Source organism: Pseudomonas gozinkensis (genome assembly GCF_014863585.1).
Classification (GTDB): Bacteria; Pseudomonadota; Gammaproteobacteria; order Pseudomonadales; family Pseudomonadaceae; genus Aquipseudomonas; species Aquipseudomonas gozinkensis.
Genome location: NZ_CP062253.1, coordinates 1901183 through 1917988, shown reverse-complemented (window position 1 = coordinate 1917988; position 16806 = coordinate 1901183). Strand labels below are relative to the sequence as shown.

General features: G+C 62.3%; 19 protein-coding genes. 3 read left to right on the top strand and 16 right to left on the bottom strand.

The window, feature by feature from the left end:
- Positions 1 to 8 precede the first annotated feature (8 nt).
- Both IHQ43_RS08670 and IHQ43_RS08665 read right to left on the bottom strand, forming a co-directional pair.
- Positions 9 to 1373 carry a DNA recombination protein RmuC gene (locus IHQ43_RS08670; RefSeq protein WP_170929427.1) on the bottom strand — a complete coding sequence of 455 codons (1365 nt, stop codon included), beginning with the start codon at positions 1371 to 1373 and terminating at the stop codon, positions 9 to 11.
- A 175-nt stretch (positions 1374 to 1548) separates the two neighbouring features.
- Positions 1549 to 1872 carry an SEL1-like repeat protein gene (locus IHQ43_RS08665; protein ID WP_081493545.1) on the bottom strand — a complete coding sequence of 108 codons (324 nt, stop codon included), beginning with the start codon at positions 1870 to 1872 and terminating at the stop codon, positions 1549 to 1551.
- Positions 1873 to 2825: 953 nt separating this feature from the next.
- Here IHQ43_RS08665 and IHQ43_RS08660 point away from each other — a divergent pair.
- The 3 genes from IHQ43_RS08660 (at position 2826) to IHQ43_RS08650 (ending at position 5227) form a co-directional block, all read left to right on the top strand.
- Positions 2826 to 3050: a hypothetical protein gene (locus IHQ43_RS08660; protein WP_007950419.1), complete on the top strand. Its 225-nt coding sequence runs from the start codon at positions 2826 to 2828 to the stop codon at positions 3048 to 3050.
- 276 nt (positions 3051 to 3326) lie between these two features.
- Positions 3327 to 3809: a hypothetical protein gene (locus tag IHQ43_RS08655; RefSeq protein WP_192564054.1), complete on the top strand. Its 483-nt coding sequence runs from the start codon at positions 3327 to 3329 to the stop codon at positions 3807 to 3809.
- Positions 3810 to 3955: 146 nt separating this feature from the next.
- A complete protein-coding gene (locus IHQ43_RS08650; protein WP_007950417.1) occupies positions 3956 to 5227 on the top strand; it encodes an OmpP1/FadL family transporter in 1272 nt (423 codons plus the stop codon).
- Positions 5228 to 5324: 97 nt separating this feature from the next.
- Here IHQ43_RS08650 and IHQ43_RS08645 read toward each other — a convergent pair whose 3' ends face one another.
- The 14 genes from IHQ43_RS08645 to cobO form a co-directional block, all read right to left on the bottom strand.
- On the bottom strand, positions 5325 to 5885 hold the full coding sequence (locus IHQ43_RS08645; RefSeq protein WP_192564053.1) for a glutathione peroxidase: 561 nt from the start codon (positions 5883 to 5885) through the stop codon (positions 5325 to 5327).
- Positions 5886 to 5940: 55 nt separating this feature from the next.
- Complete coding sequence (locus tag IHQ43_RS29695; protein ID WP_262194153.1) at positions 5941 to 6063, bottom strand: hypothetical protein; 123 nt, start codon at positions 6061 to 6063, stop codon at positions 5941 to 5943.
- On the bottom strand, positions 6060 to 7268 hold the full coding sequence (locus IHQ43_RS08640; RefSeq protein WP_007950414.1) for an MFS transporter: 1209 nt from the start codon (positions 7266 to 7268) through the stop codon (positions 6060 to 6062). The genes IHQ43_RS29695 and IHQ43_RS08640 overlap by 4 nt, the downstream gene beginning before the upstream one ends.
- Positions 7269 to 7322: 54 nt before the next feature.
- Positions 7323 to 7727 carry a MarR family winged helix-turn-helix transcriptional regulator gene (locus tag IHQ43_RS08635; RefSeq protein WP_007950413.1) on the bottom strand — a complete coding sequence of 135 codons (405 nt, stop codon included), beginning with the start codon at positions 7725 to 7727 and terminating at the stop codon, positions 7323 to 7325.
- Between the two features lie 56 nt (positions 7728 to 7783).
- Complete coding sequence (locus IHQ43_RS08630; protein ID WP_192564052.1) at positions 7784 to 8515, bottom strand: adenosylcobinamide-GDP ribazoletransferase; 732 nt, start codon at positions 8513 to 8515, stop codon at positions 7784 to 7786.
- A 1-nt stretch (position 8516) separates the two neighbouring features.
- Positions 8517 to 9092 carry an alpha-ribazole phosphatase family protein gene (gene cobC, locus IHQ43_RS08625; protein WP_192564051.1) on the bottom strand — a complete coding sequence of 192 codons (576 nt, stop codon included), beginning with the start codon at positions 9090 to 9092 and terminating at the stop codon, positions 8517 to 8519.
- Positions 9089 to 10144: a nicotinate-nucleotide--dimethylbenzimidazole phosphoribosyltransferase gene (gene cobT, locus IHQ43_RS08620; RefSeq protein ID WP_192564050.1), complete on the bottom strand. Its 1056-nt coding sequence runs from the start codon at positions 10142 to 10144 to the stop codon at positions 9089 to 9091. The genes cobC and cobT overlap by 4 nt, the downstream gene beginning before the upstream one ends.
- A complete protein-coding gene (gene cobU / locus IHQ43_RS08615; RefSeq protein ID WP_192564049.1) occupies positions 10141 to 10662 on the bottom strand; it encodes a bifunctional adenosylcobinamide kinase/adenosylcobinamide-phosphate guanylyltransferase in 522 nt (173 codons plus the stop codon). Before cobU ends, cobT begins: the two co-directional genes overlap by 4 nt.
- A 120-nt stretch (positions 10663 to 10782) precedes the next feature.
- Positions 10783 to 12234 carry a cobyric acid synthase gene (locus tag IHQ43_RS08610; protein WP_192564048.1) on the bottom strand — a complete coding sequence of 484 codons (1452 nt, stop codon included), beginning with the start codon at positions 12232 to 12234 and terminating at the stop codon, positions 10783 to 10785.
- Positions 12231 to 13238, bottom strand: coding sequence for a threonine-phosphate decarboxylase CobD (gene cobD / locus IHQ43_RS08605; protein WP_192564047.1), 1008 nt, complete (start codon positions 13236 to 13238; stop codon positions 12231 to 12233). Before cobD ends, IHQ43_RS08610 begins: the two co-directional genes overlap by 4 nt.
- The gene (cbiB, locus tag IHQ43_RS08600; RefSeq protein WP_192564046.1) at positions 13231 to 14139 is read right to left on the bottom strand and encodes an adenosylcobinamide-phosphate synthase CbiB; all 909 of its coding nucleotides are present in this window, start codon (positions 14137 to 14139) and stop codon (positions 13231 to 13233) included. Before cbiB ends, cobD begins: the two co-directional genes overlap by 8 nt.
- On the bottom strand, positions 14136 to 14786 hold the full coding sequence (gene bluB, locus IHQ43_RS08595; RefSeq protein WP_192564045.1) for a 5,6-dimethylbenzimidazole synthase: 651 nt from the start codon (positions 14784 to 14786) through the stop codon (positions 14136 to 14138). The genes cbiB and bluB overlap by 4 nt, the downstream gene beginning before the upstream one ends.
- Before the next feature lie 45 nt (positions 14787 to 14831).
- Complete coding sequence (locus IHQ43_RS08590; RefSeq protein ID WP_192564044.1) at positions 14832 to 16184, bottom strand: cobyrinic acid a,c-diamide synthase CobB; 1353 nt, start codon at positions 16182 to 16184, stop codon at positions 14832 to 14834.
- Complete coding sequence (cobO, locus tag IHQ43_RS08585; protein ID WP_007950401.1) at positions 16181 to 16792, bottom strand: cob(I)yrinic acid a,c-diamide adenosyltransferase; 612 nt, start codon at positions 16790 to 16792, stop codon at positions 16181 to 16183. Before cobO ends, IHQ43_RS08590 begins: the two co-directional genes overlap by 4 nt.
- Positions 16793 to 16806 lie beyond the last annotated feature (14 nt).

Here is a 16806-nt window from a genome sequence, read left to right as displayed (position 1 = left end):
AGAGCGGCTTATTCAGGCAGTTCGACCAGGCCGTCGGCGTCGGTCATCGCGCGTTCCAGCAGATCCGCCGGCAGGCTTTTGCTGGCTCGCGCGCCGAGCAGCTTGAGCTGTTCGCTGCGGCTGACCAGGTTTCCGCGCCCTTCCGTCAGCTTGTTGCGCGCCGCGCTGTAGGCCTTGTCCAGTTGCTGCAAGCGATTGCCGACTTCGTCCAGATCCTGAATGAACAACACGAACTTGTCGTACAGCCAGCCGGCGCGCTCGGCGATTTCCCGGGCGTTCTGGCTCTGGCGCTCCTGCTTCCACAGGCTGTCGATGACTCGCAAAGTGGCCAGCAGCGTGGTCGGGCTGACGATCACGATGTTGCGGTCGAAGGCTTCCTGGAACAACGTCGGCTCGGCTTGCAATGCAGCGGAAAACGCCGCTTCGATGGGCACGAACAGCAAGACGAAATCGAGGCTGTGCAAGCCTTCCAGACGTTTGTAATCCTTGCCGGCCAGGCCTTTGACGTGACTGCGCAGGGACAGCACGTGCTGCTTCATGGCGATCTGGCCGATGGCCTCGTCGTCCGCCGCGACATATTGCTGATACGCGGTGAGGCTGACCTTGGAGTCGACCACCACCTGCTTGTCGCCCGGCAGGTAAATGATCACGTCCGGCTGGAAACGCTCGCCGTCCGGGCCCTTGAGATTGACCTGGGTCTGGTACTCGCGCCCCTTCTCCAGCCCGGCATGCTCAAGCACGCGCTCGAGAATCAGCTCGCCCCAGTTGCCCTGGGTTTTCTGGCCCTTCAGGGCGCGGGTCAGGTTGGTCGCTTCGTCGCTGAGGCGCAGGTTCAGTTGCTGCAAGCGCTCCAGCTCCTTGGCCAGCGAGAAGCGCTCGCGAGCTTCGGCCTGATAGCTTTCCTCGACGCGTTTTTCGAACGACTGGATGCGTTCTTTCAAAGGATCAAGCAACTGGCCGAGGCGCTGCTGGCTGGTTTCGGCGAAGCGTTGTTCGCGCTCATCGAAGATCTTGCCGGCCAGTTCGGCGAACTGGGCGCGCAGCTCGTCGCGGGAGCCTTGCAGGTCATCCAGGCGTTGTTGATGGCTTTCCTGTTGCTCACGCAATTCGGCATTCAGCGAAGCCGCTTGGGCATCCAGGCGCCGCAATTCGGCTTCCTTGTTGGCGCGCTCCAGGTTCCAGGCGTGGGCAGCGTCACGGGCGTCATCGCGCTCGATCTGCAGCAGCTCGACTTCGCGGCGCACGGCCGCAAGATCCGCTTGTTTGGAGGCGTTGGCCTGGCCGAGGTCGGCGATTTCATCGCGGCAGGCTTCGAGCTGTGCAGTGAGGCCGTCCTGGGCCAGTTGCGCCATGGCCAGCCGCTCTTCGAGCAACGCGACTTCAGACTGGTTCTGACTGGCCCGACGTTGCAGTTGCCAGGCCAGTGCCAGCAGCGGCACGGCCGCGCCAGCCAGCCCCAGCAGAATGCTGGTCAAGTCCATCGCCATAGTGATTCCCGCCGATCCGATAAAGCCTGAAGGTTAACCAAGGTGTCTGGTCTTGGACAGCTCAGTCTTCGATCAGACCGAGTTCCTGTTGCGCGCGTCGGTCACCGGCGCGGGCGGCCTGACGCAGCAGGTCCTGGCCGATCCGGCGATCCCGGGCATTGCCGCACTCGCGGCACATCAACTGGCCGAGGCGACTCTGCGCCGCGACCACCCCTTCCCGGGCCGGTTGCTTGAGCAGGCGGCCGGCGAGGTGCTTGGCATTCTGGCTGTCGCCCAGACGCGGGCTGTCCAGCAGCCATTCGGCCACGCGCACGGAAAATCGCTTGGGAGCGGTAACACGAGGGGGTTGGGAGGTAACAGATTCTGGAGCTGAGCGAAACTTCATAAAGCACTGTGGGGCAGATCGGAAGGCGCGCCACTCTACTCTTTTTTTCGCACAGGTAAAGTCGAAAAAAACCCGGCACGCCCGTGCTAGAGCAAGCGCTCGGGACAATCCACAGAAGCTGTGGATAACTCAGTGGACAACCGTCCTCCAACCGCCGCAAAGCCTTGTGGAATGGGGCTCGCAGTCAAACTGACGATTTTTTCACCAGTTAAAAAAAGCGATGTTTTTCATTGACTTAAACTTTCGATGCAGGCAGCCATCGGGGTCAGGATCGTTGTGACAGCGCCGTTACAGTCTGCGCAACTAATGTGCACAAGTACCTGTTACGCAGTTATATCGATGCGCCTTTTCGGGTCATTTCGGCATTCGGGCTGGGGATAAGCCCCTGCGCCGAGCTTCAGCGAGCGCGAGGTTATGGCGACCGACGGTCATGATGTGAGCCAGATCGGGGCAGAAGCTGGATCTGGGTAATGTCCCCTGAGTTTTTTTGATTAACGGGTTTGCCTTCTGCGGATCGTTCCGTTAGTATCCGCGGCGTTAGTACCAAGCTGAAAGTCAATTCCGGTCGAACACACCCCACGGTCAGCCTTCTCTCACAGAAGCCTCCACCGACAAAAGCGGGACCGACCCCTCGATGGTTTCCAGGTAAATCTTGCGACGGCACAGCCTTTGAATCGAATGCAAAGGGTGTCGCGAAGACCACTTACTCTGACCGAACCAACCTGCAAATTGATCAGGATCTTCACCCCGGGCCCAGAACCTCTGCCCTCGATGTGTTGCCTGTCCTCCTAAGTACCTACCTGCCAGCCCAAGCGCGCCAACTTTTATAGCGCTCGAACTGGCTGCCTTGTTCCAGTCGGGTTCTTCGTTCGACCAATGGTGGTTGACGTTACTGGAACGTTTTAACGTTGCACGGTTCTTATCCGTGTCATTTGTAGGAACACCTAATAACTATGTCGACTCAAATCCAGACTCAGGATGCCATTCGCACCCTAACCAACGCTTTTGCTCCAATGAACTGCCTGATCATGGCCGCTCGCAAAGGCTGCTTCAGCTTCACCGTGGTCAATGAACACGGGATCGCCCGCCACAGCGAGCGTCTGTACCCCGATCAATACTCCAGCGCCGAACCGCTGCAGGCCGTGATTGATCGCACCCGTCAGGCATTGATTGCCTGAGAGGCCGAAATGGCTGCAAAAGCAAAAGCCCCGCTTAAAATGCGGGGCTTTTTATTGCCCGATGTTTCCCTTTTGCCACTTTTCGCGTAAGCACCAACCGATATAACGGTTACAACCCCTCGCCGGAAATATTTTAAAAACAGGCCTTTACGTCCTGAATATGACACTACACTTCAACTCAAGCGGCGTGATCCGCTTCCGGCGAGCCTGAGTCGATCCACAGCTGCCAAGCTCCCCTTCAGGCCTCGCCGCCCGATAACAAGATCCGAGGGTTTTATGGGTATCGCTGCCAGCGAACTGTGCCGCTATGTGATCCGTCCTACGCTGATCTACCTGGGACGCCACTGCGCAACTGCCGAATCCCTGTTGCTGGGCATTGCCGCCAGCCAGTCCGCCCTCGGTTCCGCCCTGCATGACCGCCGTGGCCACGGCCTGTACCGGATTGCCGAGCAGCGTCACCAGGCCCTCTGGGATCATTACCTGGCGCTGGATCCGGAACGCGCCAGCCTGGTGCGCGGCCTCGCCAGCCAGCATGCTTTTCTCAGCGGTCCGCATCTCGAACTGACCGTCAACCTGCGTTACGCCACGGCCATCGCCTGGCTGCTCGTCGAAGAACAGAACCCCACCCTCCCCGAGCCGGACGACCTGTTGGGCATGGCGCGCATCTGGCGTCAGACCTTCCAGCCTCAAGGCCGTCTGCGCGATTTCACTTGCGCCTGGCAAACCTGTGTTTCACCGCTGAATCAGGTCGCTTGCTGACCCAATGGTTTCGCAATATCGCCCAACAGGCGGTGATTTTGGTCGGATTGTCCTACAAAACCGCTCTAACTCAAGGCATACGGACTATAGCGCCGGGACGAAAATGTTGGTAATTTTCGCCCCGGTGATCACCAGGAGTTCTAATAATGAAAAAAGTCATGCTCAAAACCACCCTTAGCCTTGCCGTAACCGTGGCATCCACCCAGATCTTCGCAGCTGGCTTTGCCATCAACGAACACAGCATCAGCGGGATGGGGACTGGGTACGCCGGGCGATCTTCTTCTGCCGACGACGCAAGCACTGTTTACGGCAACCCTGCCGGCATGTCGCGCATCACGCGTGAACAAGTCACTGGCGGTGTTGCATTCCTCGACGCAAAAACCGATATCAGCGATGGCAGCTCCAGCCCGAACGGCGGCAGCAACAAAGGCGATATGGTGCCCTTCACCTCCGTACCTATGGGCTATTACGTCAAGCCGATCGATGAGCATTGGGCATTCGGCCTGGGTGTGTACGTACCCTTCGGCCTGATCACCGACTATGAAAACGGCTTCGCCGGCCGTTACTTCGGCAGCAAATCCGAAGTTCAGGTCATCACCTTCCAGCCGACTGTCAGCTACAAGTTCAACGACGTCGTCTCGATCGGTTTCGGCCCGACCATCAACCGCATCGACGGTGCGCTGGAATCCAACCTGTCGATCACTCAGGCTGCGCCGGATGGCAAGGTCAAGATCAAGGGTGACGACACCGCGCTGGGCTACAACATCGGCGTTCTGGTACAGGCTACCGACACCACTCGCCTGGGTCTGACCTATCACTCGAAAGTCGACTACAAGCTCGAAGGCAACACCAAGGTCAACTACGGTGTGCTGGGCGCAATCGGCCTGGGTGCGAACCAGAAATACGACGCTTCGCTGAAGATCACCACGCCTGAATCCGTGGACCTTTCGGTCACTCAGGCGATCAACGACCGCTGGAACGTCTACGCCGGTACCACCTGGACCCGCTGGAGCCAGCTGGAAAAAATCACCGTCAAGAACTCCGGTGTACAGCCGCTGCTGGCTGGCCAGTTCGGCGAGATCACCGAAGAACAGAACTGGCATGACACCTGGGCCTACGCCATCGGTACGTCCTACCAGCTGAACAAGGAATGGGTACTGCGTACCGGCCTGACCTTCGACCAGTCGCCGACCAACAACGTCGACCGTTCGCCACGCATCCCGACCGGCGACCGGACCATCTTCAGCATCGGTGCCGGCTGGAGCCCGACCGAAGACCTGACCATCGACGTTGCCTACTCGTACCTGAAGGAAGAGAAGGTCAACATCCGCAACGAAAACGATCGTGGCCAGAGCTACAACTCGCAGTATGAAAACTCGGCAAACGGCTTCGGTGTCGGCGCAACCTACCGCTTCTGATGCTGTACGGCGAGGCTGAGCTCTTTACCATTTGAGGCCTCGCCCATTAAAAAGCCCCGCGCTCTTCACAGAGGCGGGGCTTTTTGATGGCCGTCGATCAGGGTTTCAGCGGCTGGGAGGCAATGGCTTTCTCGATGGCTGCCAGAAATTCCGGATCATCCGGTTTGGTCAGGCTGGAGAAATTGGCGATCACCTTGCCTTGGCGGTCGATGACGTATTTGTAGAAATTCCACTTTGGCGCACTGCTCTGTTTGGCCAGCACCTGGAACAAGTGAGTCGCATCGTCACCCCGCACTTTCTGCGGCTCGGTCATGGTGAACGTCACGCCGTAGTTGGCGTAGCAGACCTTGGCGGTCTCGGCGCTGTCCTTGGACTCCTGCTTGAAGTCATTGGAAGGCACGCCGAGCATTTCCAGGCCTTGGGCCTTGTAGCGCTTATTGAGGGCTTCGAGCCCTTCGAACTGCGGCGCGAAACCACAGAAGCTGGCCGTGTTGATCACCACCAGCGGTTTGTCGGCGTAGCGCTGACACAGGTCGATGGATTCCTTGGCCCGCAACTTGGGCAACGAACCTTGCAACAGATCCGGACAGTCCGCGGCCTGGGCCAGTCCGGTCAACGCCATCAGCAACGCGGGAACAGCACACCAGCGCTTGAGCATGTCGGGCATCCTTGAGCAATCGTCAGACCTCGACGTTACTCGCCCTCCCGCCGGTCTAGCAAGCGCCCATGCCCAACTGCATCAGCGCCAGCCCGCCCTGATGCCAGCCCCACCACACCAGCGCCAGCAACGCGGCGCCGAGTGCGGTGATGACGATCTGCGGCCAGAAACGGTTCATGCAGCGCTCGCACGCGGTTGCAGGCGCTCGACCGGACGCTCGCGCACCGGCCAGTTCAGCGCGGCAGCCAGCAGACTCAAGAGAACCGCCACTTGCCAGATCAAGTCATAACTCCCGGTCCGGTCATACACCACTCCGCCCAGCCAGCCACCGAGGAACGAGCCAAGCTGATGGAACAGGAACACGATACCGCCGAGCATGGACAGGTTTCGCACGCCAAACAAGGTCGCCACCGTACCGTTGGTCAACGGCACCGTCGACAGCCACAGGAAGCCCATGGCCATGCCGAACAGATAGGCCGAAGTCGTCGTCACCGGCAGCCACAGGAACAGCACGATCACCACCGCGCGCAGCAGATAGAGTCCGGTCAGCAGACGCGGCTTGGACATGCGTCCACCGAGCCAACCGGCGGTGTAAGTGCCGAAGATGTTGAACAAACCAATCAACGCCAGCACGGTGGTGCCGACGCTGGCCGGCAGGTGCTGATCGACCAGATACGCCGGCAGGTGGACACCGATGAACACCACCTGAAATCCGCAGACGAAAAAACCAAACGCCAGCAGCCAGAACCCGGAATGCGAGCAGGCCTCGCGCAGGGCTTCGGACAGGGTTTGTTCATGGCCGAGCACCGGCAGCGGTTTGTCCTTGAGCATGCTCACCAGCGGCACGATCAGCGCCACCAGCAGGCCCAGCACCAACAATGCCGCCGACCAGCCGAGCCAGCCGATCAGCCCGAGGGTGCCTGGCAGCATGGCGAACTGGCCGAAAGAACCGGCAGCGCTGGCAATACCCATGCCCATGCTGCGTTTTTCCGGTGGCACGGCGCGGCCGACCACACCAAGGATGACCGAGAACGAGGTGCCGGACAGACCGATGCCGATCAGCAGACCGGCGCTCAGGGACAGTCCGAGTGCCGTCTCCGACAGCCCCATGAACACCAGACCCAAGGCGTAGAGCACACCGCCGATCAACACCACTTTTGCCGCGCCGAAGCGGTCGGCCAGTGCGCCGGTAAACGGCTGCGCCAGGCCCCAGATCAGGTTCTGAAGGGCGATGGCAAAGGCGAACACTTCACGCCCCCAGCCGAACTGGGCGCTCATCGGCGACAGAAACAACCCGAAACCGTGCCGCACGCCCAATGACAACGCCAGAATCAGCGCACTCCCCAGCAACACCCAACCGCACGTACGCCACATCGAACTCATTGTTATTCTCCAGTCGCGGGTATATACCCGCTTAGATTCGGAAAAAACCGACCCTCAGGCCAGTTCATCCAATAGCCGCAGCAAGGTTTCACGCTTCTCGGCACCCAGTCGGTCGATCAACCGCTGTTGCGCCGCTTCCCAGGCCGGCAAGGCTGCTGCCAGGCGCTGTGCGCCGGTCTCGGTGAGCCGGACGATGCGGTTGCGCATGTCTTCGCCCTCGGCCAGCGCCACCAGGCCCTCGCCTTCCAGCACCCGCAGATTGCGCCCGAGGGTGCTGCGATCCAGGCCCATGGCCTCGGCCAGTTCGGAAATGCTCGGCTGATCCAGCCGCTGCAGGTTGCACAGCAAAGAATACTGGGCAACGTTGATCCCGAAGCCGTCGAGAGCGCCGTCGTAATGCCTGCTGACGCCACGCGCGGCGCGACGCAGGTTGGTGCACAAACACTGAGAAGGAAGCATGATGCGTGTATATACCCGCGACTGTGTTAAATCAAGTTACAGATCAAAGTTACTTATCAAAACAAGGCCAGCCCGACCAGCACTGACATCTCCAGCAATTCCAGCAATGCACCGGCCGTATCACCGGTGGTTCCGCCCAGTCGCCGCACCATCAGATGCCGTAGCCAGATGAACACGACGACCGACACCAGCAACGCCACGACAGCGTTGAACCCGGCGATCACCACGCACGCCGCAGTACTCACCGCCAGCACCTGCCAACCCGTTTTGCGCGGCAGATGATCGGCCAGCGCCTGCCCTAACCCGCCGGCCCGCACATAGGTCGTGGTCAGGAACAGTCCGAGCAGCGCCGCTCGCCCGATCAGCGGCACGATGATCAACGCCATGCCCTGCTGTTTTTCGATCAAGGCCAGCAACGCGGCGAACTTGAGCAACAGCACCAGTACCAGCGTCACCACCGCGATCGGCCCGCTGCGCGGATCCTTCATGATCGTCAGCGTACGCTCGCGATCACCGAAGCCGCCGAGCCACGCATCGGCGCTGTCCGCCAGGCCATCAAGGTGCAACGCGCCGCTGAGCAGCACCCACACCGTCAACAGCAGCGCCGCGTGCAACAGCAATGGCGCGCCGGCCAGCGCAATGTTCAGCGCCCAGAGAATCACGCCGAACAGCAAGCCCACCGGCGGATAAAACAGCAGCGAGCGCCCGAGCTGTTCAGGCGCCGGCATGCCTGGCAGACGAATCGGCAGGCTGCTGAGAAATTGCAGGGCGATCCACAGAGGCAGCATGTCAGCCCACTTCCTTGAGGGAGCCGTCGGCCTCGACGATCAGCGAAAACAGCGCGCCGTGGCCGACTTCGACATTGAGCAACTGCTCACGGGGCAAACCACGGGCCCGTGCCAGCAACAGCCGCATGACGCCGCCATGACTGACCAGCAACACCCGCTCGCCCGCGTGCGCCGCCTGCAAGCGTGCGACCGCCGTCAGCACCCGCGCAGAAAAGTCACTGACCGGCTCACCCTGCGGCGGTGTAAACCCGTAAGGATCCGCCCAGAACAAACCCAGCGCCTCGGAATCGGTTTCCATCAACGCCGCTGCGCTCTGCCCTTCCCAGGCACCGAAATGCAGTTCCTGCAGATTCTTGTCCAGAGATACCGGCAGATCCCGCTGCGCGCTCAACTCTTCAGCAAACCGCGCGCAACGCTGCAACGGCGAACTGACCAGCCGATCCCACGGCCCCTGCCCGCTCACCGCCTCGCGCATCTGCGCCCAGCCTTTTTCGGTCAGCGCATCGTCGAGGCTGCCGCGCAGGCCGCCGCCGAGTTCGGTTTCTCCGTGGCGCAGCAGGTCCAGACGCAAGGTCATGCCGGGCGATCCGCCACCGCGGCTTCGGCGAAAGTCGCCATCTGCCCGTGCAGATCGCAGGCCAGACGCAACAACGGCACCGCCAGCGCCGCGCCACTGCCCTCGCCCAGACGCAGGCCCAGTTCGAGCAGCGGCTCCGCGCCAAGGGTTTCCAGCACATGTCGATGACCTGGCTCGGCACCGCGATGACCGAACAGCAGCCATTCACGACAGGCCGGATTCAGGCGTACCGCCACCAGCGCCGCGACCGTGCAGATGAAACCGTCCACCAGCAGCGCCACACCTTCCTGAGCACAGGCCAGATACGCGCCGACCAGAGCCGCGATCTCGAAGCCGCCGAGATTGAACAGGGTCTGCAACGCATCACCGCGTTGTGCCGCATGCAGCGCCAGCGCCCGCTCGATCACCTGCGCCTTGTGGCTGACACCTTCGGCATTCAGCCCGGTACCGGGACCGGTCAGATGCGCCACCGGGCAATCCAGCAAGGCACACGCCAGCGCACTGGCGGCCGTGGTGTTGCCAATGCCCATTTCACCACCGATGAACAATTGCGCGCCCGCCGCTTTCGCGCGCAGCACGCTGTCGCGGCCGCCCTGCAAGGCGAGTTCGCCCTGAGCCCGAGTCATCGCCGCGCCCTTGGCGAAATTCGCCGTGCCCGGGCCGATGTTCAGGTGACGCACGCCCGGCAGGTTCAAGGACGGGGTCACAGTGCCCAGATCCACCACTTCCAGCTGCGCGCCGAGTTGCCGCGCCAGCACGCTGATCGCCGCGCCGCCGCTGACGAAGTTCAGCAGCATCTGCCCGGTGACTTCCTGCGGGAACGCGGAAACCCCTTCGGCGACAACGCCATGGTCGCCGGCAAAAATCGCGATCCAGACCTGATCCAGCTTCGGCTTGATCTGGCCCTGCAATCCCGCCAGTTGCACCGCCACCGATTCGAGCTGCCCAAGAGAGCCGGCGGGTTTGGTCAATTGCTGCTGACGCGCCGCGGCGTTTTCAACGGCGTCCGTATCCACTGGTTTGCACGGGTTCAGCCACCAGGCTTGAGTCATAACGCAGGTCCTTTCAGAGTCAGGGGCAGGCCGGCGACCGTCAGGACGACTCGCTGACAACGCTCGGCCAGAGCTTGATGCAGCCAACCGGCTTCATCGACGTAGCGGCGAGTCAATTCGCCCAGCGGCACGACACCCATTCCGGTCTCGTTGCTGACAAAAATGATTTCACCCGGCAGCGACGCCAGGCATTCGAGCAGGGCTTCGCGTTCGGCGGCGAGGCGTTCGGCGTCGTCGAGCATCAGCAGATTGGTCAGCCACAGCGTCAGGCAATCCACCAGCAGGCAACGCTCGGGGCCGGCGTTTTCGCGCAGTACTCGGGCCAGTTCCAGCGGCTCTTCGATCAACGCCCATTCGGCAGGACGGCGGGCGCGATGATGGGCGACGCGGTCATTCATCTCGCCATCCAGCGGCTGGCTGGTAGCGATATACGTCACCGCCAGCGCGCTGTCAGTGGCGAGCTTTTCGGCCAGGCGACTTTTGCCGGAGCGGGCGCCGCCGAGGATCAGTTGGAGCATGGATACATCCTATAAATATCAGTGCTACAGCTACCGTCTTCGCGAGCAAGCTCGCTCCCACAATGGAACGCATTTCAATGTGGGAGCGAGCTTGCTCGCGATGGGGCCGGCATGGGCAAATCACATTCCACAGAGTTGACGCAACAAATCGGTATCCAGGTGCTTCTCCACCAGATCCGCCAAGCGCTCGATATCGCGCTCACGCAGGCCGTGGTAATCCACCTCCTGCACATCGTTCAGACCGGCCCAGTGCAGCAGCGCGGTACTGGCCGCCGGCGATTCGAACAGGCCGTGCAGGTAGGTGCCGAAAATCTGCCCGTCGAGACTTTGCGCGCCGTCGCAACGACCGTCGTCCAGATGCACGGCAGGATTTTCCAGCGCCGCTCCCGTGGTCACGCCGGCATGAATTTCATAGCCGCTGACTTCGGCCTCTTCCAGCGCCAGACGCCCGCGCACATTGCGCAACTGCTTCTCGGCTTCGAGCTGCGTTTCAAACGCCAGCAGGCCGAGGCCTGCGCTGGAACCCGGCGCGCCTTCAAGGCCCAGCGGATCGTGCACCTGCTCGCCGAGCATTTGCAGACCGCCGCAGATCCCCAGCAATTTGCCGCCGTAGCGCAGGTGACGGCGGATGGCGGTCTCCCAGCCATTGGCGCGCAGATACGCCAGGTCGCTGCGCACGCTTTTCGAGCCTGGGAGAATGATCAGATCGGCCGGTGGAATCGCTTGCCCCGGGCCGATAAATTGCAGATCCACCTGAGGATGCAGACGCAGCGGATCGAAATCGGTGTGGTTGCTGATGCGCGGCAGCACCGGCACCACCACTTTCAGGACTTGCTCGGCCTTGTCGGTCTGGCGCTGGTCAATGCCGTCCTCGGCCTCCAGATGCAGGTCCATCACATACGGCAGCACGCCCACCACCGGTTTGCCGGTGCGCTGCTCCAGCCAGTCGAGGCCCGGTTGCAGCAAGGCGATGTCACCGCGAAAACGGTTGATGATGAAGCCCTTAACCCGTGCCTGTTCGCTCGGCGACAGCAGTTCCAGCGTGCCCACCAGATGGGCAAACACACCGCCACGATTGATGTCGGCGATCAGCAGCACCGGGCAATCCACCGCTTCGGCGAAGCCCATGTTGGCGATGTCGCCGGCACGCAGATTGATCTCGGCCGGCGACCCCGCGCCTTCGACCATCACCAGCGGATACGCGGCGCTCAAGCGCTCGTGGGAGGCGAGCACGGCCTGCATGGCGATGGCTTTGTAGTCGTGATAGGCGACGGCGTTCATGCTGGTGACCGCACGGCCATGAACGATGACCTGGGCACCGGTGTCGCTGTTGGGTTTGAGCAGCACCGGATTCATGTCGGTGTGCGGTTCAAGAAATGCTGCCTGGGCCTGCACCGCTTGCGCGCGACCGATCTCGCCGCCATCAGCAGTCACCGCGCTGTTGAGCGCCATGTTCTGCGGTTTGAACGGCACCACGGCAACGCCCTGACGGGTCGCCCAGCGGCACAGCGCCGTCACCAGCGTGCTTTTGCCGGCGTCGGAAGTGGTGCCCTGCACCATTAATGTGGTCATGCTGGTTTTTCCATGGAGCAATGCTTGGCGAATGCTTGCAGGGCTTGCTCAAGGCGCGCTTCGTCGGCGGCATCGGCGGGCAGCCCGAAACGCAGGCTGCTGTTGTGCGCGAACAGGCGCAGGAGAATGCCGCGCCGGGCCATGAATTCGTGCAACGCGGCGGCCTGTTCGGTGATCAGCCACTGAAACAGTGCGCAGCCGCCCTGCGGTTTGAAACCGGAACGTTCGAGCAGCGCAGCCAGCCGTTCGCTGGCCTCGTCGCTGCGGATGCGCTGACGCGTGTGGCCTTCGGTGTCTCGCAGGCAAGCCTGGCCGAGTACTCGGGTCGGCCCGCTGACTGCCCAGGGCCCGACCTGTTCGGCGAGCAACCGGAGCAACTTGCGCTCGGCCAGCACGAACCCCAGCCGCACACCGGCCAGACCGAAAAACTTGCCGAACGAACGCAACACGATCAGCCCCACTTGATGCGCATGCGGGGCGAGACTCAGTTGCGGCTTGTTGTCCATGAATGCTTCGTCGACCACCAGCCAGCCGCCACGCTGGGCCAGTCGTGCGTGCCAGTCGAGCAGACGTGCCGGGGTCAGGTTCAGGCCTGTAGGGTTGTTCGGATTGACCACCACCAGCACGTCGAGACTGTCGAGAAAGAAATCGACTTCCTGCTCCAGCACCTCGCGCACGATATAGCCGCTGCGCCGCCAGGCTTCAGCATGTTCGGCGTAACACGGCGACAAAACGCCTACCTTGCCGGCGCGGCGCAATCGCGGCAGCAACTGAATGGCCATCTGCGAACCGGCCACCGGCAGCACCTGGCTGGCACCGTAATAATCGCAGGCGGCCTGCTCCAGACCGTCATCGTTTTCCGGCAGGCGCGCCCAGGCCCGCAACGGAATCTCCGGGACCGGAAACGGCCACGGCGCCAGGCCCGTGGACAGGTCGAGCCAGTCTTCTTCCGCGATGCCGTATTCGAGCGCCGCCCTTCGCAACCGGCCACCGTGTTCAAGCATAGAATTCAGCCCCCACGCAGAGAATCAGCAGCCATAACCATACCCCGCGCTGGACCAATTGCCAGCCGCGATCAATGGAATCGGCATCCGCCGGCACGCCCTCGCCCAGTTGCGGGCGCTCGTGCAGCTCACCGTGGTAAATCGCCGGGCCGCCCAGCTCTACGCCCAAGGCACCCGCGCCAGCAGCCATCACCGGGCCGGCGTTCGGGCTGTCCCATTTCGGCGCCTGGGTGCGCCAGCATTTCAACGCGAGTCGGGTTTTGCCCAGCAGCGCGTAGGTCAACGCCACCAGCCGTGCAGGAATGTAGTTGAGCACATCGTCGATTTTTGCCGCTGCCCAGCCGAAACGCTCGAAGCGCTCGTTGCGGTAACCCCACATCGCGTCGAGCGTGTTGCTCAGGCGATAGAGCACCACCCCCGGCGCACCGGCCACGACAAACCAGAAAATCGCGGCGAACACCGCATCGCTGCCGTTTTCCAGTACCGATTCGGTGGCGGCGCGGGCGACGGCGGTGCTGTCCAGCTCATCGGTCTGACGGCTGACTAGATAACCTACACGCTTGCGCGCCTCTTCCAGGTCATCGGCGCGCAAGGCCTTGGCCACCGGCTCGACGTGCTCGCCGAGACTGCGCATGCCGAGGGCGCAATACAGCGCAAGAATCTCGACGATCCAGCCCACATACGGCGCCCAGGAAAACGCCGTGGCCAGCAGGGTCAGCGGCAATACCGCAATCACCCACGCGGTGACGCCATGGCTGCGCCAGCCACGACCAGCGCTATTGAAACGTTGCTCGATGCGCCCGGCGAAATTGCCGAACGCCACCAGCGGATGCCAGCGTTTCGGTTCACCCAGCAGCGCATCCAGCGCAACCGCGGCGACACTCAATAACGCCACACTCATTGACTCACTCCCCAATAATTTTCATACAGCAGCTCATTGAGCGGACGCGCCTGTGCCCACCCTTCGAGTACCAGCATCGGCGCCGGATAGAATTCCTTGACCGGCCCCAGACAAAGAACCGCCAGCGGCTTGGCCCCGGTCGGCAGTTTCAGCAGATCGGCCAGCGCCTGCGGTTCGAACAGCGACACCCAGCCCATGCCCAGGCCTTCGGCACGCGCGGCGAGCCACAGGTTCTGGATCGCGCAGGACAGCGACGCCATGTCCATTTCCGGCAGCGTGCGACGGCCGAAAATATGCCGCTCGCGATCGTCCATCAACGCCGCCACCAGCACTTCAGCGCAATCGTTGATGCCTTCGACCTTGAGCTTCATGAACTCGTCGCTGCGCTCGCCGAGGGCTTCGGCGGTGCGCACGCGCTCTTCTTCAACAAGGTTCTGGATCTGGCCACGCAAGGCGCGGTCGCTGATACGGATGAAGCGCCAAGGCTGCATCAGGCCGACGCTCGGTGCCTGATGTGCAGCTTCGAGCAGTCGGCGTAACAGTTCAGGCTCGACCGTGCCGCCGCTGAAGTGACGCATGTCGCGGCGTTCGGCGATGGCGCGGTAGACCGCTTCGCGCTCGGCGTCAGTGAAGGCGTTGTCGGTCATGGCCCCATCGCTGGCAAGCCAGCTCCCACAGGAGATTGCGTTTCTTCAGACATTACACCCGCCCACTGTGGGAGCTGGCTTGCCAGCGATGGGGCCCTCATGGTTCGGCGCAAACAATGTTGCGATAGCCTCTGGATTTGACGGGAAATAGAAGTGCACATAGGAGGCGGTCATCCGCCCTTCCCGGTAAACCGCTTCCGCGCCGCGCCCGCCGTTGGGGCTGTGGCCACGGGCAATCGGCGTCAGTTCGGTGGTGGTCAGGGAATGGTGATAGGTGTGGCCGCGCAACAGGCCTTCCGGCAGGTCGACCTCTTGCAGCGCCAGTGCGGCGAGGCGCTTTTGCATCACGGCGTCGCCACTCAACAGGCCGACCAAATCAGCGCGGGTGCCTTCGACATCGGTCAGCGAGTCGAGCAGATAAAGCATGCCGCCGCATTCGGCGAGCAACGGTTTGCCGGCCGCATGGTGCGCTCGAATTGCGTTGAGCATGTCGGCGTTCTGCGACAGGGCAACGTGGTGCAATTCCGGATAGCCGCCGGGCAAGTACAAGCTGTCAGCCTCAGGCAATTGCGTATCGCGGATCGGCGAGAAGAAACTCAATTGCGCACCCATCGCCCGCAGCAGATCGAGACTGGCGCCGTAGGTGAAAGCGAAAGCTTCGTCCCGGGCGACGGCAATTCGTACGCCTTCGAGCAGTTTTTCGGTCTCAACGATTTCAGGCGCAGCGAATTCCACGGCCGGTGGCAGCGCTACCTCGCAAGTGCCGGCCAGCGCTTCGGCGGCGGCGTCGAGGCGTACGTCGAGGTCATTGAGTTCGCTGGCCTGCACCAGACCGAGATGGCGGCTTGGCAGTTCGATCCCGGTTTCCCGGGACAACGCGCCATACCAGCGCAAACCTTCGGTGAGGCTGCCTTCCAGCAATTGCGCATGGCGCACGGTGCCGACGCGGTTGGCCAGCACGCCGGCAAACGGCAAGTCCGGCTGATAGCGCGCCAGGCCCAGGGCCAGTGCGCCGAAGGTCTGGGCCATGGCTGTGCCGTCGATCACACCGAGCACCGGTACGCCGAAATGCCGCGCCAGATCGGCGCTCGACGGCGTGCCGTCGAACAGGCCCATCACACCCTCGATCAGGATCAGATCGGCTTCGGCGGCGGCTTCCCACAACAGGCGTCGACTTTCCTGCTCGCCGACCATCCACATGTCCAGTTGATAGACCGGCGCACCGCTGGCGCGCTCGAGGATCATCGGGTCGAGAAAGTCCGGGCCGCACTTGAACACGCGAACCTTGCGCCCCTGATTGCGATGCAAACGGGCCAGCGCAGCGGTGACGGTGGTCTTGCCCTGACCGGAAGCCGGCGCGGCGATCAGTACCGCCGGGCAGTGACGTGGTTGATTCAAAGTTCGACGCCTTTCTGCGCTTTGATGCCGGCCTGGAAGGCGTGCTTGATCATGCCCATCTCGGTGACGGTGTCGCCCATCTCGATCATTTCCGGCTTGGCGGCGCGACCGGTGACGATCACGTGCTGCATCGGCGGACGGGCCTGCAGATCGCTGAGCACCTGATCCAGATCGAGGTAACCGTGCTTGAGGGCGATGTTCAGTTCATCGAGCACCACCAGACCGATCGACGGATCGCGCAGCAGCTCGCGGGAGACTTCCCAGGCCGCTTCGGCGGCGGCTATGTCGCGCTGGCGATCCTGGGTTTCCCAGGTGAAGCCCTCGCCCATCACATGAAAACGCACTTGCTCGGGGAAGCGGCGGAAGAACAGCTCTTCGCCGGTGCTGTTGCGGCCCTTGATGAACTGCACCACACCGCACTGCATGCCGTGACCCATGGCGCGGGCGAGCATGCCGAATGCCGAGCTGCTCTTGCCTTTGCCGTTGCCGGTCAGCACCAGCACCAGGCCGCATTCGTCTGGCGAATTGGCGATGCGTTCGTCGATCACGGCTTTTTTGCGCTGCATGCGCGCCAGGTGGCGCTCGTCGCGCTCGGGGGAATCAGTCATGGGGGAGCTCTCCG